This is a genomic window from Acidithiobacillus concretivorus (assembly GCF_018853445.1).
GTDB classification, from domain to species: domain Bacteria; phylum Pseudomonadota; class Gammaproteobacteria; order Acidithiobacillales; family Acidithiobacillaceae; genus Acidithiobacillus; species Acidithiobacillus concretivorus.
Genome location: NZ_JABELD010000110.1, coordinates 1 through 20,343 on the forward strand (window position 1 = coordinate 1; position 20,343 = coordinate 20,343).

Sequence of the window (20,343 nt, forward strand, 5' to 3'; positions counted from 1 at the left end):
GGGGGGGGGCTTTCATCAATCCGGCTCTGACGGAGCCATTTGGTCTGACATTAATTGAGGCGGCGGCTTGTGGATTGCCTATCCTGGCAACCGAAGATGGGGGGCCCAAAGATATTATTGCCAATTGTCAAAACGGCGTGCTGATTGACCCTCTGAATGCCAAAGAAATCGGCGAAAAGCTGCTCGGCATGCTGAGCGATAAGACTACCTGGAAAAGTTATGCCAAGAACGGTATTGCCGGGGTGCGTCGCTATTATTCCTGGCAAACCCACGTTGACCAGTACCTGACCGCTCTGGATGAATTGCCCCTCACCGTTCCTCAGCGACAAGATATTGTCCCAACGGGCGAACGTATAACCGCCGATCGGCTGTTATTTCTGGGTGCCCGTTTGCTTGATTCAGCACCAGTGCCGGAGCAACAGGCAGAACTGGTCGCTCTGCTGCATCACCAGCGGCGAAAAATGGCCTTTGGTCTGGTCAGTTTTCGTCCTCTCCATGAGTTGTTGGCCCTGCTTAAGCAACGCCGCATGAATGTTCCTGATATTCTCATCACCCGAGGAGGGACTCAGATTCACTATGGTGCCAGCCTCTCCCGCGATCAGGGTTGGAGTCGCCATATTGGCATAGATTGGCAAGGCGATCGGGTATATGACCTGCTTGCTGAAACCCCTGGTGTCCAAATTGTAGGACGCAGCGGCCAAGGATTTTATGCTGTGCATGGCTTCATCCATGACAATAACGAATTTGAGGGACTGGTTGCGCTGAATGATCAGCTTCACAACTGCGATGTTCCCGGCCGCTTGATACCCCTCAATCCGCAAGAATTTCTGGTTGTACCCCAGCGCGCTTCCCTGGGGTTCGCTATTCGTTATGTGGCGGATCGCCATGACATCGCCCTGGATCACGTACTGGTCGTCGGCAGCGCCCGTGCGGATCTTGATTTACTGGGAGGTAATATTCTGGCTGCCCAGGTGGGCGGAGAAAAAGATCTGCAACAACATGAGAATATTTACCAATCTCAAGCAAGTGGACTACCCGGAGCGATGGAGGCCATCACACATTATGATTTTCTGAGTGCTCATGCGCTGCTTTGAGCAAGGGAAATGGTGATCTGTCATAACTGCAGCAGGAGACAAGCATGATGAACGCAACAGAGGCAAAAATTCCGACCGTATTACTCTGCTGTGATCTGGATCGAACCCTGATACCCAACGGCAGCCAGACCGAATCCGCACAGGCCCGCCCTTTGTTTCGAGAGCTTTGCAGCCATCCTGCTATACACCTGGCCTTGGTAACCGGCCGCCATCTGCAACTGGTTACCGAGGCCATTGAGCAATGGCAACTGCCTATGCCCAACTTTATCATCGGTGACGTCGGCACAAGCATTTATACCCTCGAAGAAGGACATTGGCGTCAATGGGATCATTGGTCTGCGGAAATTGGTCCCGACTGGGGAGGAATGACCCATCAGGACATTACTACAGAGCTTGCCGATATTTCCGCCATCACCTTGCAGCCAGCCGAACAGCAGGGAATATTCAAGGTCAGTTATCAGGTGGATATGGGTATTAATCGCGACATCATGGAAGCGGAACTGCTCCGCCGCCTTTGGGGCCTCGGGGTTAATGCGCGATTGGTCTTGTCTTTCGATGAAATGACCGATACGGGTTTGTTGGATATTCTGCCCAGCAGCGCCAGCAAGCTCCATGCCATAGAATTTCTCGGTCAACGATGTGAGTATCCTAAGGAGCGCACGGTTTTTGTCGGTGATTCGGGTAACGATCTGGAGGTGTTAGGCAGCCATATTCACTCCGTGCTGGTAGCCAACGCGCACCAGGAGGTCCAGGAAGAGGCCATACGCATGGCAGCAGCGTCGGATCTGGCAGACACCCTTTATATTGCCCATGGAGGCTTTCTGGGCATGAACGGGAACTACAGCGCCGGCGTATTGGAGGGACTCGCGCATTATCTACCCGAAACGGCAGCTTGGATGAAATTGTCTGCTTCTCAATAAACCGGAAATTCGGTTTTATCGATTATTTTCCGCAACACAAAGCTGGAATGCACGCCAGTCACGCCTTCGATTCTGGTCAGACGATTCAGCAAAAAATCCTGAAAGTGGGCCATGTCGCGCAGGACCACTTTCAATTGATAATCGGCATCGTGCCCAGTGATCAGATAGCATTCCAGAACTTCGTCGGATTTTTCAATCTCTGCTTCAAAATGCTCAAAGCGTTCGGGGGTATGGCGGTCCATGCTGATGTGCATCAGCACCATGAGTTCCAGCCCGACTTTTTCAGGCTGTAACAAAGCCACCTGTTTACGAATGATGCCCGCTTCTTCCAGTGCCTGCACCCGACGCAGGCAGGGAGAAGGGGAGAGGCCAATTTTTTCAGCGAGCCGCTGATTGCTCATGCTGGAATCCTTTTGTAAGGCTTCTAGGATGCGGCGATCATAACGGTCCAGGGGCGTTTTGGGTTCTCCATTTTTCATGGCGCAATATCCAATCTAAAAAAAGACTATTGTAGCAATAATAATGCGCAAAAAGCGGCGGTAAAGTCAAAATTCGCAAGCACCTGCCGGAAAATGCCGCGTATAGTTCTCCCATCGTCTTGAGCAGGCAGGAGAATCATCATGAACAGTTTTAATCATCGTCGTTATCGGGCTTTTCCAGCGGTTCACAAGCCGGACCGGCGCTGGCCCAACCGTCGCATGCATCATGCACCCATCTGGACCAGCGTAGATTTGCGCGATGGTAATCAGGCCTTGGTGTCGCCGATGAGTGTGGCCCAGAAAATGGAAATGTTCGATTTACTGGTACAGATGGGATTCAAGGAAATCGAAGTGGGTTTTCCCGCCGCCTCGCAGCCTGACTTTGACTTTGTGCGCAAAATCATTGAGGAAAAGCGGATACCTGAGGATGTGACCATCCAGGTTTTGACCCAGGCCCGAGAAAATCTGATTGAGCGCAGTTATGACGCTCTGAAAGGTGTACACCGCGCCATTGTGCATGTGTACAACTCGACCAGTCCGGCGCAGCGCGAACAGGTATTTGGTCTGGATAAAGAGGGCGTCAAGGCTATTGCTGTGCGCGGTGCCGAGTGGGTAAAAGCGGGAGCGGCCCGTTTCCCGGAAACCCGGTGGACTTTTCAGTATTCCCCTGAAAGTTTCAGCAATACGGAATTGGACTATGCCGTTGAAATCTGCGAAGCCGTGATGGCTGTCTGGCATCCTGAAGAGGGTCAGGCGGTTATTTTGAATTTGCCGGCTACCGTAGAATCCGCCATGCCCAACGTATTTGCAGATCAGATTGAATGGTTTTGCGACCATTTGCGGGGACGCGAGCATGTTAAAGTCAGCGTGCATACCCACAACGATCGGGGATGTGCGGTGGCTGCCGCAGAATTGGCGGTGTTGGCGGGTGCTGACCGGGTTGAGGGGACCCTCTTCGGGAATGGTGAACGTACCGGGAATATGGACATTCTGACCATGGCTATGAATTTGTATTCTCAAGGGCTTGATCCGACGCTGGACCTGTCCATGGGGGAGGCCATCAGCGAAATTTACACCCGTTGTACGGGAATGGCAGTTTCTCCCCGGCATCCCTGGTTTGGTGAACTGGTCTATACCGCGTTTTCCGGCAGTCATCAGGATGCCATTCGCAAAGGCATCAATCGTCGTCAGGAGCAGGATGATGCCATTTGGGAGGTGCCTTATCTGCCTATAGACCCTGCCGACTTGGGCCGCAATTATGAAGCGGTGGTGCGCATTAACAGTCAATCCGGCAAGGGCGGGGTCAGCCATGTACTGGAAAGGGATTATGGCATTTCCTTGCCGCGCTGGCTGGCTCAGGAGTTCAGCGCCGTTGTCCAGAAAGCGACTGAAGAGCAATCAGGCGAGATCACGGCGAAGCAGATATATGCTTTGTTTGAAAGTCATTTTGTGCAGCGCAATGCCGACTGGCAAATGCAACGCTACCGCTTGCAGCGTGAAGGCGAAAAGGTCATTGCCTCGGTAGTCATGGGTACGGAAGCGCATCCCCGCATTTTGCAGGGGAAGGGGAGTGGGGCAGTAGGGGCGCTGGTGGATGCCTTGATTCAGGGCGCTGGCATTTACGCCGAAGTGGAGCAATTTGATCAGCACGCTCTGGGGGCAGGCACCGGTGCCCGCGCCATGGCCTGCGCTCGGGTCAGTGTGGAATCCGCTGGAACCGCTTCAGCGGTATCTTTTGGTGAAGACACCACCGAAGCCGCCTTGCAGTCTGTGCTGAGTGCCATTGGCAAGGCGGGAGCGGTGGTTCGTCTTGATCAACACAATGAGCAGAAACAGGGATGAAAAATCAAGCTTGCTCAGAATTAATGTTTGAAGGGTTTCTCAACACATGGTTGATGAAAAATTGAATAATCGATCGTCTTTCCTCCTGTTCTTCGGGGTTGGACTCGCCCTCGCTACCAGCTCGTTTATCGCGGTTGCTGTTCAGAATATTTTCCCTTATCTCGCGGGAAGTTTGACGACCAGTGATCACCATGCAGTCTGGGTGCTCACCTTTATGGTAATGAACTGGGCTGTAGGTTCCACGCTGATGCCTTGGGTGTCATCACGTATAGGCATTCGTGGTGCTTTTAATGGGTCAGTGCTCGCCTTGATAGTCAGTAGCGCTATTTGTGCAAGTACCAGCAATATCTGGGTCATGTTGCTATTTCGTGGTGTGCAAGGCCTCGGCGCGGGGATACTGGTTCCTCTGAGCCAAACCATTTTCATTCGCTACAGTGCGCCTGACCGCCGGTCGTTGATGATGTCTCTATGGACCAATGCCATGTTAATTCCCTTTTACATCGGTCCATTCATTGGCGGTTGGTTGGCCACAGTGGTCAGTTGGCGTTATATATTTGTACTTTCCATCCCACTTTTTGTTTTGTCGATGTGGCTGAGTGGAAAAAAGATTCCAGATAGCGAGCGGTTGACTAAACCATTTGATGGGATTGGATTCCTGATGTTGTATGGGTTCGTCGTGAGCGTGCAATTCATCATAGATCAGGGCGATGAATCCGGTTGGTTCCGGTCCAGCCGTATAGTTATGGCTATAGGGCTTTCCATCTTGCTCCTGGTCGCTTTCATCGTCCGCCAAAAAAGGACCGAACACCCTTTGTTGAACTTGTCGTTTCTGAATATTCGCAGTTATGGGTTAGGCCTGCTGCTGCTCTGTTTAGGCTGGTCCATGTTTACGGGGTGGACGGCAGATATTCCCTTGTGGGTGGAAAAATATACGGGCTACAACGGATTTTACGGTGGATTACTCAGTATACCGATCGGCGTTACCGCTATTCCTGTCACCATGTTTATGAGTAAGGCTTCTCAATGGGTGCCGGTTAAATATCTGGCGATACTGGCCCTATTGGTTTTTTCAGCGGTGTATGCTTCTATTTTTCTCGTTCCGCAGGAATCGCTGCAAGAGGTGATTTTCTATATGGCCCTACTGGGTATTGGTATCGGTCTTCTGTTTGTACCCATGAACATGTTGGTTCTATCGGAAATACCTCCGCAAAATCTGCATGAAGCTTCTACGTTGGCCAACTTTGTGCGCACGCTTTCTTCAAGTATGGGCGTGGGTATTTTAGGGGGCCTCTCCTACAACGCGACGGGCACAGCTTACGCCGCCCTACGTAATCATATCTCACGCTTTGCAGGTGTCATGCAAACACCTATGAACATTCTGGGCTATCACCATAAAGCCCTGTCGGTGGCTGCTACTATGGATATTAATAACGTCATCCGAATATCCGCATGGATATGTCTTGTCGCAGCAATTATTGCCCTATTCAGCTTGCAATCTGTTACGCTTATTACAGATTTCAAATGACTTCAATCCCTTTCTCATCAATCGCTCCTATTTTGTTGATTGACCGTTTTGCTGTAACGTCATCCACCAATAAAACGCGACCCAACTTCTCCACCCATGGAACTGTTCCGTGACGTCACGCACCTCCTTTTCTGATGCCGTCCGCCCTAACCCATAGAGTTGTCCAGCCACCTTCCGTAGCCCTATATCGGCTGCCGGTATGCAGTCCGAATATCCCAATCCACGCATCAGGACATACTCCGCAGTCCATCGACCTATTCCCCGGAACTTTGTGAGATGACTGATCGCCTGCTCCTGCGGCAGAGCGCTGATTGCCTCAAAATTGAGCCGCCCGTCGGCTACGGCTGCGGAAACAGTGGCGATGTACGCCGATTTCTGGCGACTGAACTGTAGGGTCGCCAGCTTCTGCTGATCGGCCCGGAGAACCTGCTCTGGCCCCGGAAATACGGGATACAGGTGATCGTTCATTTGAACCTGATCCCCGCAGTGTTCCAGAAAGCGGTATTTGAGACGACGCGCGAAGGCAACATGAATCTGCTGACCGATAATGGCCCAGATGAGAGATTCGTAGGGGGATGCTATGCGTACGGGGCGCATGCCACGGAATTGCTCCTGAAGTTGACGTAGAGGAGCATCCTGTTTACCGAGGGTGAGAAAACCACGCGGGTTTTGATCAAGGTTCAGGGTGTTCCTGGCCCAATGCAGCCCGGCATCGCGGATGACCCGGGAAATTTTCTGGTCACTGTGCATTTCCACAAAAAGTGCCGGGTGCTCAACGTCTTCTGATGCACTGCGTAAAACCAGGAGGACTGGCATTCCGTGCAGATACAGCATCCGCTGCAAACCAGCATGGGAATCCACGTTTTCGAGAACGGTGGAGGGCGAACTCGATAAATATTCCATCGCCCAGCGAAAGCTGAAGGGCGGATCCACGGGCAGCGGGAGAGTGACGCGATTTTCGGCCATAAGATCAGTTACCTTGGCCTTCATTTAGCTTCCAGGTACCGTCTTTTCCCTGTCCAACGGAAACCCCCTCATACGCCAGCAGTCTGGCCTTCATGTTGTCGCCTCCGCCGGAATATTGTCCCAGACGGCCATCTGCACGGATGACGCGATGGCAGGGGATAATGTAAGGGAAAGGATTCCAGGCCAGGGCGTTCCCGACGGCTCGACTGGCGCGTGGGTGTTCCAATCTCTTTGCCAACCATCCGTAACTGCGCACTTCTCCTCTCGGAATTTCCTGCAACTTCTTTAAAACTTGCCGCTGGAATGGCGTATGGGATGGAAACCAGAGTGGACCGCGATAAGGCCTATCGCTCAGTATAGACGTGAGTATGCTGGCGATCATCCGTGTGCTCATAGCATCGTTTCTGGCCGGAAATCTGCCATAGAGCCGATAGATATCCAGGCGTAATCTCATCTCGTCGCCAGAAAGTAGACAAAGATATTTTTCGGCATATGCGACGTACAGTTTCCCGAAAGGGGTTTCCAGTACAGTGTGGTACAAATGCTTCGGTACCAATGTTTGGGTCTGCATGGAGAAGCCTCGTCACCTGCGATGGGTGAATGGTATGCTAGCGACCGGCTAAATGTTTCATGAGCGGTGGAAATATGATTGAAGATCCAGATGTCGCTTCTGTGGCAGCGCTGATGGCTGTTCCCGCCAGAGCGGAGATTTTGCTTGCACTCATGCACGGCCAGTCTCGACCAGCCGGTGAATTGGCCCGCTTTGCTGGACTGTCTCCCCAGGCAGCGACTGCGCATCTCAAAAAACTGGTTTCCGGAGGTTTACTGACCTTGGTGCCATCGGGAAGGCATCGATACTACCGGCTGGCCAGTCCGGAAGTCGCGCAGGCGATCGAAGCGCTCATGCCGCTCGCACGCTCTGCGCGGCCTTCCCCGTATCCGAAGCCTGCCCAGCCCCTTCAAAAAGCCCGGTCCTGTTATGACCATGTGGCCGGGCAGCTTGGTGTGGCTATCACGGACGCTTTGGTCCGTAAGGGCTACCTCATCGAAAATGAACGCGACTACGGAGTCACCCCATCCGGCGAAAGATGGTTCTGCGATCTCGGCGTAAATATTCAGCCAGATCCCCGGAGCCGCCGGGCGTTTACCCGTAAATGCCTGGACTGGAGCGAACGGCGTTACCACCTCGGGGGCGTACTGGGTGCAGCCATGCTGGAAACATTTCTGGACTCTGGATGGCTGGCACGCAGCAGTTCGCACCGTCGGGCTTTGCGCATTACCCACGCGGGCCAGACCGAGTTGTGGCGCCACCTCGAAATCGAATGGCGATGAGCAGGATGATAGTGCTGAGCAGGAATATCGCTGCAAGCGCGTAGAATCCGTTGAGATAGGCCTGCATTTCCGCATGTAGTAGCAACACCTGCTGAAGTAAAGTGAACTGCGTTGGCAGCGAGGACGTTGGCAGTGCGTTCAAATAATCATGGAGAGCCGGATTGAAGGCAGTGACGAATCCTCCCAGATGATTCCAGGCGCTTTGTGTGCAATGGCTCAACAGCGTAGACATCAGGGAGACCCCAATGGCACCGCCCAATACCCGCATCACGCCAAAGAGGCCAGCGGCATCCGCAGTTGCGGTTTTGGGGAGAGTGCGAAAGGCGAGCGTAGCGATGGCGGTAAAAGCCATTCCCAAGCCGATCCCTTGAAGGACTCCAGGCCACAAAGCCGCCGAAAGCCCGATATGGAGATCATACCCCGTCATGGCATATCCACCGACCGCACTGATCACGCATCCCGTTAACGCCCAGACCAAGGGGCCGGTACGATGAATGAGCCGTCCGGTGATCAGCATCCCCAACATTGCCGTAATCCCCCGTGCTGCGGAAACCCACCCTGCCGTTTCTGGCGGATAGCCGAGCAGATGTTCCAGGAATATCGGCTGATAGGTCACGATGCCGTAGAAACCCGCGCCAAAGGTGATCGATGCGAGTGAGGCGATCCCAAAATCCCGATTCCTCAATAAACGGAGATGAACGATGCTGTCGTCTCGGGTCAGCGCCCGCCAGAGAAAAAGACTGAGCGTCAAGACGACCAGCATGGTCAGCATCACAATCCGCTGCGAACTGAACCAACCCATCGTATTGCCTCGGTCCAGCACGACCTGTAGGGCACCCAGACCGATGGCCATGCTGGTGAAGCCCAGAAGATCAATACGGCGTTTTTCGATAGTGGTGGAGGGGCTACTGAAACGGTAGGCCAGTATCCAGGCCAGCAAGCCAGCGGGCAAGTTCACGTAAAATACCCAACGCCAGTCTAGATGGGTAACGAGGATGCCACCAATCACCGGCCCCAGAATGGGGCCCGCTACTACGGCAAGGCTCCAGCGCGCCGTGATTCGCCCCCGCATTTCCGGGGGATAGGCTTCTATCAGCATGGCCTGTGCCAAAGAGGGAAGCGGCGCCCCAACAAAACCCTGAAGTAGACGCAGAAAGACGATCTCCATCAGATCCTGACTGACTCCGCAGAGCCCGGAAACCACGACAAATCCGCCGAGACTGACCAAGAGTAACTGGCGCCGGCCAAAACGCGCCGCCAGAAACCCGGTCAACGGCGTGGAAATGGCTGCCGCGACCAGATAACTGGTCACTATCCAGCTAATCTGGGAGGTGTTGGCAGACAGGCTCCCGGCCATATAGGGCAGAGCCACGCTGACGATAGTAATGTCCAGCACCTGCATGACGGTGGCAGCCAGCAGCGCCACACTGAGCCAGAATCGATAATGAGGCGAAGCCAATGCGTCCTGCGCTACTGCGTTGCCTTTTGCTGGAGAAATGTTTGTTGACATGCACGCATGCTACCAATCGCGTTGCGGTCAATGTTTCATTTGTTAGTGAACAAACCCTCACTCTCCACGAACCGTGTGGGTCCGATGACAAAGGGCCGCTAGTCTTCATGCTTCAGTATTTTCAAGCACTCTTCCGGGCTCATTTCTGGAGACAGGCTTATCACTCAAAAGTTCATCGCCGTGCAATATAAGACCACCCCGGCCAAGCTATGACGATTCCAGTCGCGAAAATGTCAGATCCATAGAACAGACCTCGGTGAAAGAAGTAGCGCATTGTGGTTTTTAAAAAACATCTATCTTTATCATAAATTCTGCAGTTACTCCTGCTGAAAAAGCATTATCCATTTGATGGCCGGTACGGGGTCTTAATAGGTCGATTGCAAAGCTGGCCTTAGCGATCCTCTCGGGTATGCCACAGTCGCAGCACGCAGACGATCAAATCCTGAATCTCATAGCGAATCTCGTACTCCTTGACCAGAATCCGCCGTATCACGCGCGGGCGGAAAATGTGCATCGGGCACGATCCTTACTGGTAGTGATTTGATAACCTTTTAATCATGGTGATTCATCTTGAATCATTCAAGCAATCGGCTCAACCGGTATCTATCCGCCAAAGGCCTCCCACCCAGTTCTCGCAATCAGGAGCAGCACGACAACAATAAACAGGCGGCGAACAAAAGTAGTCCCATGAGTCATTGCCATGCGGGTACCCATGAGACTACCCAGCATGTTGCACATGGCCAGAAACAAGGCGAGATGCCAGAGCACATGATTTTCGCTGGCAAACAAAACCAGTGCTGCAAAATTTGACGAGAAATTGACTATTTTGGCACTGGCGCTGGCATGTAAAAAATCAAAACCAAATACGAGAATGAATACAAAAACCAGAAAATTACCGGTTCCAGGACCGAGAAAGCCGTCATAAAAACCGATGATCAAGCCACCACCTATGCCCAGAAAGGTGGCGGTCTTTTGGGAAAAGCGGGGTTGATGCACCTCGCCCAGCTGTCGATTCATGAGGGTATATATCAATACGACAACAAGTACAAAAGGCAGCGCCCGACGAAAGTCGTCCCCATTGATACGAGTGACCATATCTGCCCCGATTACTGAACCCGTCAACGCCGCCAACGCGGTTGGGACTAAGGTTTTCCAGGGGATGCGCACGCGCCGGACGTAAGACAGGAAGGCGGCACCAGTACCCCAAATGGCGCCTGCTTTGTTGGTACCGAGCAGCGTCGCCGGTGCCGCTTGCGGAAAGGTTGCAAAAAGCGCCGGCAGCAGGATCAGTCCTCCTCCACCCACAATGGCATCTACAAAGCCTGCGAGTCCAGCGACCAGTCCAAGGCCCATATCTGTAAGGTTCAAGAACATCATGAGGATGATTTTTTATAGAATCAGCAGAAAAATTTCAGGCATGCGCCGCCGCATTTTTTCGGGCCAGGGCTGTTGCCTGTTTGGCGACCTGAGCGCCGGGCAGTCCGAAAGTTTCGCGCACAAAACACCAGCCGTACAGCCCAACCAGTATCAACAAGGCAACTCCTACCAGAGATACCAGTAGTGCAGCAGCATAAGTATGCAGACGTGCCGAAATGAAGGTGATCACACCCTGAAGCATCAGGCTGGCCAGCAAAAAAGCCAGCCAGACCCGAACATTGGCCAGCACGGCCTGGAATCCTGCCAGCAGGGCCAAATAGCCTCTCTGGGTGATACCAGTGACAATGACGCCAACAGACAGCAGCAAAAATGCATTACCCAGCATGGTCTGTGCGGTACCAAGGGCATTGGTGATGAGCGAACGTAACCAGTCCGGCAGCTTTTGCCAGTCGGCAGATTTCAGGTTGTGCAAGGTCGCCGCTGAGGAAATATGATCCTGACTGAATATACCCTGCAAATAATGCCGGAACATCAGCATCAGCATCAGCAGTGCGGCAACCAACAGGGCAATTTCCAGGATGAGCCGCAAGAGAGGCCACCAGGGTACGTCGCGAATACTGCGGCCCACGTCGGTTATTTGCGTACTGCCCTGATGAATTGCCATGGCGACGGCAAATATAATAGCCATGACTATGCAGGAAATGGGAATGCTCAGTATAAGCGGCTGCCAGGCGATATTCAGTAGCAATAATACCAGATAAAGCAGCGCAAAAGACCGGGGCGAAGCACGCAGCAGAATCAGAGAATCCCGCCACCAGCGCAGCAGCCAGCCAGATTCAACGGGCTGTGGTTTAAGCGATGCAGCCATTATTCCATAGTGTGGAAACAGAAAGGGGCATACGCTGACGATGACGCATCGTCACGGTATGCCCCTCTCCCTGATGACCATTATTGCCACGGTGTTTGACTTTGCGGTTGTAAACCGTCCGGTCTTTCTCGATACGGGTGGGGTGGACACCCAAACGCGGCTTTGGCCGTTTGGCCTGACCATGTAGTCTTTCTATTTTCATCAATATCTCCTGAATTCACCATAAACTGGAACTAGTCTAGCATGATCCGGGCAAGGATGAAGGTTTCAGCTTTTGAAAGTGAACATTTGCTGCGGGTGCATAATCAGGCGTGCTGCCAGCCAGGCCAGCAGGGCTGTAAAAAAAATAATTCCGATATCGATAAGCGACATGGATGTTGTCTGAAAAACAAGCTGCAAAAATGTTAACTGCGAAAATAGAACCTGGAGCAGGATCATAGCCCCCAGGCTGCCAATCAATATCCAGTCACCTCGATCATTCCGCCAGGCTCCATACATCGCCAGAAGTACAGCCCCTTCCATGGCCATCAATCCATTCACGGCTAGTGTGCGGGCATGTACAACATCATAAAAAGTACTGCCGGCTTCAAAAATCGCAAATACCATAAGCAACAAAAAAATAGTCACTAACGTAATGCGGCGCCAAAGAATCCCGGGAACCAGAGGCTGGGCAACGGGTCTTGGCAATTGCTGCATCAGGGCCTTATCAGCGCCCATGAAAGCAAAAACAAGCGCCAAAGTAATGGCAGTCACTGTATTGATCCACAAAATTTGCAGGGGCGTAATGGGTAAATTCATTCTGAAAATAACCGCTATAAATATCACCATTCCCTGGGCAAAATTGGTGGGCAGCATGAACAGCACGGTACGCTGGATATTATTATAAATATGACGGCCTTCTGCCACAGCGCTGGCAATATGCGCAAAATCATCATCGGTAAGAATCATGGCGGCTGCTTCGCGGGCAACAGTGCTACCCGAAAGCCCCATAGCCACCCCAATCTGGGCTCGGCGCAATGCTGGCGCATCATTAACACCATCTCCGGTCATCGCTACAATTTCACCGTTGTTTTGCAGGGTTTCTACCAGTTCGAGCTTGTCAGCAGGCTGTACCCGGGCAAATACATTCACCTCACGTGCTAATTGTTGACGTTCAGCAGGCGAAGCGGCCAACCACTGCGCATGATCAACCACCCGGACAGAACCGGCTTCTACAAGACCGATCTGACGGGCAATAGTCGCAGCGGTGCGAGGGTGATCACCCGTAACCATAATCACCCGGATGCCAGCGCCCCGACAGGCGGCAATAGCCGCTGGCACTGCCTGTCGGGGCGGGTCGAGGAGCGCAACGACGCCCAGCCAGCGCCAGCGCCCCTGGTCCAGAGAAGACCAGCGAGATATATCCGCTTCGGCAAGAGCAATAGTACGCAGGCCCAGATTCGCCATCTCCGAAATAACCCCCTGCCAGAAACTGTCCGTCTGTTCCTGCTCTTGCAAGCAGTGTTGCAAAACAAATTCTGGTGCACCTTTGATGGCAATACGGTCAGCATGCAAAGTCGCCATGTAAGGGCTTTCATGGTCAAAAGGGCGCGTGTCCAGACGCCGATTGCGCTTTTGATAATGAATTAAGGCGCTATCCGCGTCGTAAGCATAGTCTATAAGTGCTTGTTCCAACGGATCGCCACTACTCTGGCCGGCGTCGGATATTTCTGCGTCATTACAGAGCAACATATTTTCCAGCGCCCTGTGCAGGCTCTCAGAATTCTCCTGAGCGAGGCGCAAGTCTTCTACGGCCATGCGGTTTTCGGTCAAAGTACCCGTCTTGTCCGTGCAAATGACAGTCACTGCTCCGAGAGTTTCTACGGCAGGTAACTGACGAATGATGGATCCCTTTTGCGCCATACGCTGTACGCCCAGGGCCAGAGTAATGCTGATCACTGCAGGAAGACCTTCAGGAATAATAGCTACCGCCAGACTGATAGCTGCAAGAATCGCAAATTCGAGACTGTCATCATGCATCCAGGCAATAAGGGAAGCGATAATAGCCAGGATAAATACGCCCAGACCCAGCCATCGGGATAATCGATTGATGCGTATCAGCAAGGGCGATTGACTAGGCTTTGTTTGCGCCAGCAGCTTCTGAATATGACCGATGGATGTCGCTGCACCCGTTGCAAAGACCTCTCCCACACCGGAACCCCGCGTGACCATCGTCCCGGCATGCAAAATGCCTTGTACATTGTCGTTAGACAGATGCTTATCCACAGGTACCGATTCTCCGGTCAGCAAGGATTCATCCACCTGAAGCTGATACGCTTCACGAATGTGGAGGTCTGCCGCTATTCTCTCTCCGTTTTCAATACGCACCCAATCGCCAGGCAGCAGATTTGTAGAGGGAAGTTTTTGCCAGTCACCATCCCGTAGTACCAGAGAATATTCCACCAGATATGACTGCAGGGCGGCAACGGCTTTTTCTGCGCGATTTTCCTGAATAAAACCCAGCACGGTATTGACCAGAATCACCGCGACGATGATGCCGCCATCTACCCAATGACTTAGGGCTACTGAAAAAATGGCAGCAATGCTGAGTATAAAAATCAGAGTGTTATTAAATTGTTGCAGAAGTTTTCGCCACCAGCGCGTTGGGGTTGGAGCAGGTAATTGATTAAGACCAAACTGCTGCTGCAGTAAAACCGCTTCTTCACTACTGAGTCCGCGTTTTTCCATGGCATTTCTGCCCTCGCTCGATTTTGCTGAAGCCTAAGGGATGCGCTTTATTTTTTCCAGTGACCACTGACCAGCCGCCCAACGTCCAATGCAGGCTGCATCCGGGTTCCAGGCACCCAACACCATCCGCCAGCCATCGTCAGTGTGTTCCCAGATGGGGCGATGCGTATGTCCATGAACCAGAACATCAAAACCATGCTCCTGGTGCTGGTCGGTAATTCCGTAATGCAGAGCCGTGTGGATGGCCAGAGGATGAGCGTCGGTGATATTCAAGGATTTTTTCTGGACTTCGCGGGTACTTCCCCGGCGCAAGCCCGTCGCCAGTTTTTGCAGCCAGGGGTAGGGAAGATTACCGACACTGAGGCGAATCAACGGATGGCGAATCACCCGACGAAAAATCTGATAACGGCGGTCATCCGTGCAAAGCAGATCACCATGCGTAAGCAGGATATTTTGGGTACCCAGGCGTAAGGCCATCGGGTCGGGAATAGGCAGAAGGCCAAAGGACGTGAGCAGGGCTTTGCTCAAGGCAAAATCCCGGTTGCCGACCATCACATAGACCCGAATACCGGCTACAACCAATTGCTGCAGATCCGCAAACACTTCGGCGTAGGCAGTTTCCCGGGATTGATCGGGATGGACCCAGTAGTCAAACAAGTCGCCGAGAATAAAAATAGCCCGCCCTTCTTTGGCCCGGGTTTCGCAAAACTGCCGAAAAAGCCGGGTCAGGGCAGGCTGTCGGGGGCTCAGGTGCAGATCAGAAATGAACCAGATTGGTCCTTCTTCAAAATCCACATCCAGATAAGGCATGTCAGACCGTAGCGATACGCTCGCCTTTGTCGATGGTGACGGTATCCTTGGGCACATCCTGATGCATACCCTTATTGCCGGTAGGTACTTTGGCGATTTCGTCCACCACTTCCATCCCACTGACTACCTTTGCAAACACCGCATAGCCCCAACCGGTACCCGAAGCGGCTTTGAAATTGAGGAAATCATTGTCGGTCAGATTGATGAAAAACTGGGCAGTGGCTGAATGGGGATCGTTGGTGCGAGCCATGGCCAGGGTCCCGCGCAGGTTCTTCAAACCGTTTTCCGCTTCATTTTGAATGGGTGCGTGGTTTTTTTTCTGCTGCATGTCTGCCGTAAAACCACCCCCCTGAATCATGAAACCGGGAATGACCCGATGAAAAATGGTTTCATCAAAAAAACCTTCATCAACATAGCTCAAAAAGTTCTCGACCGTGTTGGGGGCCTTTTCGGCATCCAGCTCGATGACAATATCGCCTTTGTTGCTGTGCAGTACGACTTGTGGATTGGTCATGAAGACTCCTCGGAATTGCAGGGCATCCACCCTGTTCAAAATAAATTCACCACTGGGTTAGCGGCAGCGAGTGAGAAGAGTAAAGCGTCAGCCCCGCTTTTGTCGATAGGCATCAGTATAGTGATGCATGGGATTTATGGATTCTCAGTATCACATTTCGTGACTTCACAACTGATCCGGCCTTTAGCCAGGGTGGCTACCAGTTGTTCACCGGGGTGGGTGCCCTGACTGTCGAAAATAACTTTTCCGGATGCATCCCGTAATACCGCAAAGCCTCTTTGCAGTACTGCCAGAGGATCCAGCAAACGCAGTGCAGAGGTAGATTGTTGCTGGCGGAGGTTCGCCCGTTGCAAAATATCGAGCATGACTGCTCCCATTTTTTTTTGGCTTTCACGCAGTTGCTTTTCCAGAATTTGCAGACGTTGTCCTGGATCCTGTCGTGCTCGTCGCTCCTGGAGATAGGCGAGTTTCTGCGCCCAGGATGACTCCTGCAACATCATGGCCCGACGTAAGTTCTCACGAGCGAGTTGCAGGCGTCGTTGGGCCGCATCCAAACCTTCTCCAGGATGGCGCAGGCGCATCCGCAAAAAATCGAGGCGCTGGGATTCATCCTGCAGCTTTCTGAACATCAGTTTTTCAATCTGATGATGTTGAGCCTGAACTTTAGGCAACCACTCGCTCCGATCAGGACTGACGGCTTCAGCAGCGGCGGTGGGAGTGGCCGCACGCAGATCACTGACAAAGTCAGCAATGGTAAAATCAATTTCGTGACCAATTCCGGTGACTACCGGAATGCGCGAGGCGCGAATGGCGCGTGCTACGCTCTCATCATTAAAGCACCAGAGATCTTCCGTACTGCCACCACCACGGGCAAGAATCAGCACATCTTCCGTGCTGCGCGCATTGGCGCGACCTAAGGCTTCGACAATCTGGCCAGCAGCCTGATCGCCCTGAACGAGCACCGGATAAACCAGTATGCTGAGTAATGGCCAGCGCCTGGCCAGGGTTGCCCGGATATCGTGCAAGGCTGCGCCAGTTGCCGAGGTAATGACTGCCACTCGTTGTGGCCAGGTGGGCAGTGGGCGCTTTAGATGTGCTTCAAAAAGCCCTTCGGCTGCAAATTTTTCTTTTAATGCCAGAAAACGCGCTTGCAAATCACCTTCGCCTGATTCTTGCAATTGCTCAATAATCAGCTGAAATTCACCCCGCCCCTCATAGAGCGTAGGCTGTGCCAAGACCTGAATTTGCAGGCCGTTACGCGGTTGCACCCGGCTATATAAATTACGTTGCCGAAACATGGCGCAGCGTACTTGGGCACGACTATCCTTCAGAGAAAAATACCAATGCCCGGAGCCCGGCGCACTGAAATTTGAAATTTCACCCTCGACGCGTAACAACGGAAAATTTCCTTCAATAATTTCCCGAGCCGTACTGTTCAGTGCACTGACTGATAGCACCGGCATAGATTCTTCAGCAATACCCATGTCTCAACCTCATCGCTTGACCCCATCTGTCCTGCGCTTTAAGGTCAGCATATAACATTTTACTGTCATTCGGGATGGTCCCGTCTGCCGCGCGCAATTCTGCGCAATCCTGTTTACGAGAGGACATAGCATGGCTGTAGTGGAACTTACCCAGGAAAACTTTGAACAAATGGTTACCGGAAATGATATGGTTATTGTTGATTTCTGGGCGCCTTGGTGTGCACCTTGCAAGGCTTTTGCCCCAACTTTTGAGGCTGCTGCCGAAAAGTACCCGGATATTGTTTTTGGCAAGGTGAATACAGATGTAGAACAGGAACTGGGCGCTTCCTTCCAGATTCGTTCCATTCCAACATTGACCATTTTTCGTCAGCAAATAGGTATTTTTTCCCAGGCTGGTTCGTTACCTGCCAGCGCGCTGGAAGAAGTTATCCAGCAGGCACTCGCGCTTGATATGGATAAGGTCCGTGAGGAAATTGCCAGTCAACAGGGCGAAAATACCAGTCATTGAGACGCGCACGCCGGCCTAAAAACCGGCGTATAACTGCAGTAGCAATAATCCCAGCAGGCTAATGACTGCCGCAGTCAAGCCGCTGCGCAACGGCAAAAACCACTTCGGCAAGTTCAGGCGCTTGTTGATGCGATAATCGGTGAACCACTGCGCGATAAAGCCCAAAATCAGCAGAGCCAGCGCTACGGGTGCTGACCACCATAAGGCAAAAAACCCCCATAATGCCGGAATGACACTCCACATCATCAACATGGGTGCATCCTCGCTGTGCTCACGGTTCATGGCCAGGCCCCAGTGAATGGCACCCAGAAAACCGAGAATAATGGCCGCGTACATATTACCCAAAGTCAAAGCCACCACACCGTAACCTTTCCAGAATCCCAGATTGGCAAGAATAAGGGGAATAATTCCTACCCAACCCAGTATTCTCGCCATGCGCATGCTATCCATGATGACCTTCCTTTACTGAAGATGCGGCACTAGAGGCAGTGGCTGCGGTACCAATACCCTTCGGCTGAATGTTGGTAAAACCAATCACGACCAGAGCAATCATGGCGGCCGCCCACAGCACCAAAAACAACGCGAATAACAGTGGGCCTGTTTTACGTTTTTTCAAAGCATTCTCCTCATGAGTAAATCACCAGGCATTGACATGGCGTACACCCATGAAATGCATATTCAGTGGAATTTCAATTTTCCGGGTTTGGGCTGCCAGTTGCTTGGAAAAAGGCATATAGGGAAATGAAAGTCGAATAATGCGCTCAGCCGCTGCATCAAGTTCCTTGTTGCCGGAAGGATCTACCATGATGATGCGTTCCAGTTCGCCCTGAGGATTGAGTACCACTTTGACTTTCAGCTGACCCACCATAGAGCCGGGATAATTCAGATCACCAATGCGTTCCAGTTTCTGAATCCAGCCAGCAATGTAAAAATCGGCTACCGGTCCTTTGGGGTTCTCGAATTTGGGTAAGGGCGGACTGGAGGTGGCTTCGCGTGCGGCCATATCCATTTGCTCCTGTAACCTTCCCAAATTGATATGGGGCGGGCCGGCAGGCTGGATACTTTGCAGGGTGGATGGAGCCTGAGAAACCGCTGGCTGCGGTTTTTGCGGCACAGCATGGGGATGAGATTCCGGGCGCGGTATGGGGCGTGGCATCGGTCGGGGTACCGGTACAGGTCGCAACTGCGGCTTCACCGGGTGTGGTTTCACCACCGGTCGAGGATGCGGGATCACCTGCGGTTTTACTGGACTGGGAGTCACGGCTTTGTTGGGTAAGGGCATAATATGAAAAGTTTTATTGACTTCAGTCTGGTTGTGCAGTGCCTGCATTTTGGGCTTCTGGACATGGATCAGCAAAAACAGGGCGAGGGCCACCAAAATAGCTGAAATAGCCAACCACGGAGCCAGGCTTTCACTCCAATGGGGTTTCTCATCAGGAATCAAAAAGTAAAACTTTTGTTCAGCGAAGGCCAATCGTCCTAACCTCGCGGCAGTGCCGCTCATGAAATATGCCCGCACAAGGCGGGCGGCAATGCTTAGCTTGTCCTATCAACCGCCACGAGTAAAGCCGGTTAATGCGCGCTTTTACGCTGCGCTGGAATATGCGGAAGAAATGCTGCAAGCAAGCCCAGTAGCGGCAGAAATGCACAAATCTGATAGACCACCTGAATACTCCAGACATCCGCAAGCTCACCAAGAACAGCAGCACCCACTCCCCCCAGACCGAAAGCCAGGCCAAAAAACAATCCGGAAATGGTGCCAACCTTACCGGGAACCAGCTCCTGGGCGTAAACCACCATGGCTGGAAAGGCCGAAGCCAGCAGAAAACCAATGACCACCGTTAAAAGAGCACTCAAGGTTAAGCCGACGTAGGGCAGAGCCAGGGTAAAAGGTGCGATTCCTAAAAGGGAAACCCAGATAACCTTCTTGCGGCCAATGCGATCGCCGATGGGTCCACCCATCAATGTTCCGGCGGCAACCGCTGCCAGAAAAACAAACAAATGCAACTGGGCTTCCTGGGTAGCAATGTGAAAACGCTGCATCAGATAAAAAATCAGATAGCTGCTGATACTGGTCAAATAAAGAAATTTCGAGAACATCAGGGCAACCAGAATGATAATGCTGCGTTTAACCAGTTTTGCTGGAAGCAGCGCTTCATGCACTTCAGCACAGTGTTTTTTCGGTTGGCGGTGCTGGTGCTGATACCAACGCCCCACAAAAGTCAGGATCACAATGGCCAAAAGGGCTGCCAGGGAAAACCAGGACAAACTGTGCTGGCCATTGGGCATGACAATAAATGCCGCCAACAGCGGACCAACGGCGGTGCCAATGTTACCCCCCACCTGAAAAATGGACTGGGCGAGGCCATGACGGCCCCCCGAAGCCA

General features: G+C 52.5%; 22 protein-coding genes. 6 read left to right on the forward strand and 16 right to left on the reverse strand.

What is annotated here, in order from left to right; translation table 11 throughout:
• Together HJG40_RS12145 and HJG40_RS12150 are read left to right on the forward strand one after the other, a co-directional pair.
• A partial coding sequence (locus HJG40_RS12145; RefSeq protein WP_215864436.1) for an HAD family hydrolase occupies positions 1–1,094 on the forward strand: 1,094 nt, incomplete at its 5' end.
• A 44-nt stretch (positions 1,095–1,138) separates the two neighbouring features.
• Complete coding sequence (locus HJG40_RS12150) at positions 1,139–2,014, forward strand: HAD-IIB family hydrolase (protein WP_215864437.1); 876 nt, start codon at positions 1,139–1,141, stop codon at positions 2,012–2,014.
• Here the strand turns inward: HJG40_RS12150 and HJG40_RS12155 are convergent.
• Positions 2,008–2,493 (reverse strand): Lrp/AsnC family transcriptional regulator, encoded by a 486-nt coding sequence (locus HJG40_RS12155; protein WP_215864438.1) that lies wholly within the window; start codon positions 2,491–2,493, stop codon positions 2,008–2,010. The genes HJG40_RS12150 and HJG40_RS12155 overlap by 7 nt on opposite strands.
• Before the next feature lie 141 nt (positions 2,494–2,634).
• Between HJG40_RS12155 and HJG40_RS12160 the strand changes: the two genes are divergently transcribed.
• The gene (locus tag HJG40_RS12160) at positions 2,635–4,335 is read left to right on the forward strand and encodes a 2-isopropylmalate synthase (RefSeq protein ID WP_215864439.1); all 1,701 of its coding nucleotides are present in this window, start codon (positions 2,635–2,637) and stop codon (positions 4,333–4,335) included.
• A gap of 46 nt (positions 4,336–4,381) precedes the next feature.
• A complete protein-coding gene (locus HJG40_RS12165; RefSeq protein ID WP_215864440.1) occupies positions 4,382–5,860 on the forward strand; it encodes an MFS transporter in 1,479 nt (492 codons plus the stop codon).
• A gap of 27 nt (positions 5,861–5,887) precedes the next feature.
• Here the strand turns inward: HJG40_RS12165 and HJG40_RS12170 are convergent, their stop codons facing one another.
• Both HJG40_RS12170 and HJG40_RS12175 read right to left on the reverse strand, forming a co-directional pair.
• Positions 5,888–6,850, reverse strand: a complete 963-nt coding sequence (locus HJG40_RS12170; RefSeq protein ID WP_215864441.1) for a DNA-3-methyladenine glycosylase family protein — start codon at positions 6,848–6,850, stop codon at positions 5,888–5,890.
• Positions 6,831–7,220 (reverse strand): methylated-DNA--[protein]-cysteine S-methyltransferase, encoded by a 390-nt coding sequence (locus tag HJG40_RS12175; protein WP_215864442.1) that lies wholly within the window; start codon positions 7,218–7,220, stop codon positions 6,831–6,833. The genes HJG40_RS12170 and HJG40_RS12175 overlap by 20 nt, the downstream gene beginning before the upstream one ends.
• Before the next feature lie 251 nt (positions 7,221–7,471).
• Between HJG40_RS12175 and HJG40_RS12180 the strand changes: the two genes are divergently transcribed.
• Complete coding sequence (locus HJG40_RS12180) at positions 7,472–8,158, forward strand: ArsR/SmtB family transcription factor (protein WP_215864443.1); 687 nt, start codon at positions 7,472–7,474, stop codon at positions 8,156–8,158.
• Here HJG40_RS12180 and HJG40_RS12185 read toward each other — a convergent pair.
• The 9 genes from HJG40_RS12185 to xseA all read right to left on the reverse strand — a co-directional run bounded on the left by HJG40_RS12185 (position 8,103) and on the right by xseA (position 17,448).
• Positions 8,103–9,668, reverse strand: coding sequence for a DHA2 family efflux MFS transporter permease subunit (locus HJG40_RS12185; RefSeq protein ID WP_215864444.1), 1,566 nt, complete (start codon positions 9,666–9,668; stop codon positions 8,103–8,105). The two genes, HJG40_RS12180 and HJG40_RS12185, sit on opposite strands and share 56 nt — an antisense overlap.
• Positions 9,669–10,059: 391 nt before the next feature.
• Positions 10,060–10,182 (reverse strand): hypothetical protein, encoded by a 123-nt coding sequence (locus HJG40_RS12190; protein ID WP_215864445.1) that lies wholly within the window; start codon positions 10,180–10,182, stop codon positions 10,060–10,062.
• A gap of 89 nt (positions 10,183–10,271) precedes the next feature.
• Positions 10,272–11,042: a TSUP family transporter gene (locus HJG40_RS12195; protein WP_226857431.1), complete on the reverse strand. Its 771-nt coding sequence runs from the start codon at positions 11,040–11,042 to the stop codon at positions 10,272–10,274.
• A gap of 37 nt (positions 11,043–11,079) precedes the next feature.
• The gene (locus HJG40_RS12200) at positions 11,080–11,913 is read right to left on the reverse strand and encodes a hypothetical protein (RefSeq protein ID WP_215864447.1); all 834 of its coding nucleotides are present in this window, start codon (positions 11,911–11,913) and stop codon (positions 11,080–11,082) included.
• Complete coding sequence (locus HJG40_RS12205) at positions 11,897–12,115, reverse strand: hypothetical protein (protein WP_215864448.1); 219 nt, start codon at positions 12,113–12,115, stop codon at positions 11,897–11,899. Before HJG40_RS12205 ends, HJG40_RS12200 begins: the two co-directional genes overlap by 17 nt.
• A 65-nt stretch (positions 12,116–12,180) precedes the next feature.
• A complete protein-coding gene (locus HJG40_RS12210; RefSeq protein ID WP_215864449.1) occupies positions 12,181–14,640 on the reverse strand; it encodes a cation-translocating P-type ATPase in 2,460 nt (819 codons plus the stop codon).
• Between the two features lie 33 nt (positions 14,641–14,673).
• Positions 14,674–15,450, reverse strand: coding sequence for a UDP-2,3-diacylglucosamine diphosphatase (locus HJG40_RS12215; protein WP_215864450.1), 777 nt, complete (start codon positions 15,448–15,450; stop codon positions 14,674–14,676).
• Position 15,451: 1 nt separating this feature from the next.
• A complete protein-coding gene (locus HJG40_RS12220; protein WP_215864451.1) occupies positions 15,452–15,964 on the reverse strand; it encodes a peptidylprolyl isomerase in 513 nt (170 codons plus the stop codon).
• Positions 15,965–16,098: 134 nt separating this feature from the next.
• Positions 16,099–17,448: an exodeoxyribonuclease VII large subunit gene (gene xseA, locus HJG40_RS12225; protein ID WP_215864452.1), complete on the reverse strand. Its 1,350-nt coding sequence runs from the start codon at positions 17,446–17,448 to the stop codon at positions 16,099–16,101.
• Positions 17,449–17,578: 130 nt separating this feature from the next.
• Between xseA and trxA the strand changes: the two genes are divergently transcribed.
• A complete protein-coding gene (trxA, locus tag HJG40_RS12230) occupies positions 17,579–17,956 on the forward strand; it encodes a thioredoxin (RefSeq protein ID WP_193649340.1) in 378 nt (125 codons plus the stop codon).
• Between the two features lie 15 nt (positions 17,957–17,971).
• On the opposite strand, the gene HJG40_RS12235 is transcribed toward trxA, so the two are convergent.
• From HJG40_RS12235 to HJG40_RS12250, 4 genes are all read right to left on the reverse strand, one after another.
• A complete protein-coding gene (locus tag HJG40_RS12235) occupies positions 17,972–18,406 on the reverse strand; it encodes a DUF3429 domain-containing protein (RefSeq protein ID WP_215864453.1) in 435 nt (144 codons plus the stop codon).
• Positions 18,399–18,572, reverse strand: a complete 174-nt coding sequence (locus tag HJG40_RS12240) for a hypothetical protein (RefSeq protein ID WP_215864454.1) — start codon at positions 18,570–18,572, stop codon at positions 18,399–18,401. The genes HJG40_RS12235 and HJG40_RS12240 overlap by 8 nt, the downstream gene beginning before the upstream one ends.
• Positions 18,573–18,593: 21 nt before the next feature.
• Positions 18,594–19,460: an energy transducer TonB gene (locus HJG40_RS12245; protein ID WP_226857430.1), complete on the reverse strand. Its 867-nt coding sequence runs from the start codon at positions 19,458–19,460 to the stop codon at positions 18,594–18,596.
• A gap of 68 nt (positions 19,461–19,528) precedes the next feature.
• Positions 19,529–20,343: MFS transporter (locus HJG40_RS12250; RefSeq protein ID WP_215864455.1), on the reverse strand; the 815-nt coding region annotated here is incomplete at its 5' end.

Excerpts from the sequence above, each read along its gene's own strand:
- HJG40_RS12195 (WP_226857431.1), bottom strand. The coding sequence starts at position 11,042 with ATGTTCTTGAACCTTACAGATATGGGCCTTGGACTGGTCGCTGGACTC.
- HJG40_RS12185 (WP_215864444.1), bottom strand. The coding sequence starts at position 9,668 with ATGTCAACAAACATTTCTCCAGCAAAAGGCAACGCAGTAGCGCAGGAC.
- trxA (WP_193649340.1), top strand. The coding sequence starts at position 17,579 with ATGGCTGTAGTGGAACTTACCCAGGAAAACTTTGAACAAATGGTTACC.
- HJG40_RS12190 (WP_215864445.1), bottom strand. The coding sequence starts at position 10,182 with ATGCACATTTTCCGCCCGCGCGTGATACGGCGGATTCTGGTCAAGGAG.
- HJG40_RS12205 (WP_215864448.1), bottom strand. The coding sequence starts at position 12,115 with ATGAAAATAGAAAGACTACATGGTCAGGCCAAACGGCCAAAGCCGCGT.
- HJG40_RS12245 (WP_226857430.1), bottom strand. The coding sequence starts at position 19,460 with ATGAGCGGCACTGCCGCGAGGTTAGGACGATTGGCCTTCGCTGAACAA.
- HJG40_RS12180 (WP_215864443.1), top strand. The coding sequence starts at position 7,472 with ATGATTGAAGATCCAGATGTCGCTTCTGTGGCAGCGCTGATGGCTGTT.
- HJG40_RS12215 (WP_215864450.1), bottom strand. The coding sequence starts at position 15,450 with ATGCCTTATCTGGATGTGGATTTTGAAGAAGGACCAATCTGGTTCATT.
- HJG40_RS12165 (WP_215864440.1), top strand. The coding sequence starts at position 4,382 with ATGGTTGATGAAAAATTGAATAATCGATCGTCTTTCCTCCTGTTCTTC.
- HJG40_RS12210 (WP_215864449.1), bottom strand. The coding sequence starts at position 14,640 with ATGGAAAAACGCGGACTCAGTAGTGAAGAAGCGGTTTTACTGCAGCAG.
- HJG40_RS12160 (WP_215864439.1), top strand. The coding sequence starts at position 2,635 with ATGAACAGTTTTAATCATCGTCGTTATCGGGCTTTTCCAGCGGTTCAC.
- HJG40_RS12235 (WP_215864453.1), bottom strand. The coding sequence starts at position 18,406 with ATGGATAGCATGCGCATGGCGAGAATACTGGGTTGGGTAGGAATTATT.
- HJG40_RS12175 (WP_215864442.1), bottom strand. The coding sequence starts at position 7,220 with ATGAGCACACGGATGATCGCCAGCATACTCACGTCTATACTGAGCGAT.
- HJG40_RS12220 (WP_215864451.1), bottom strand. The coding sequence starts at position 15,964 with ATGACCAATCCACAAGTCGTACTGCACAGCAACAAAGGCGATATTGTC.
- xseA (WP_215864452.1), bottom strand. The coding sequence starts at position 17,448 with ATGGGTATTGCTGAAGAATCTATGCCGGTGCTATCAGTCAGTGCACTG.
- HJG40_RS12200 (WP_215864447.1), bottom strand. The coding sequence starts at position 11,913 with ATGGCTGCATCGCTTAAACCACAGCCCGTTGAATCTGGCTGGCTGCTG.
- HJG40_RS12170 (WP_215864441.1), bottom strand. The coding sequence starts at position 6,850 with ATGAAGGCCAAGGTAACTGATCTTATGGCCGAAAATCGCGTCACTCTC.
- HJG40_RS12155 (WP_215864438.1), bottom strand. The coding sequence starts at position 2,493 with ATGAAAAATGGAGAACCCAAAACGCCCCTGGACCGTTATGATCGCCGC.
- HJG40_RS12150 (WP_215864437.1), top strand. The coding sequence starts at position 1,139 with ATGATGAACGCAACAGAGGCAAAAATTCCGACCGTATTACTCTGCTGT.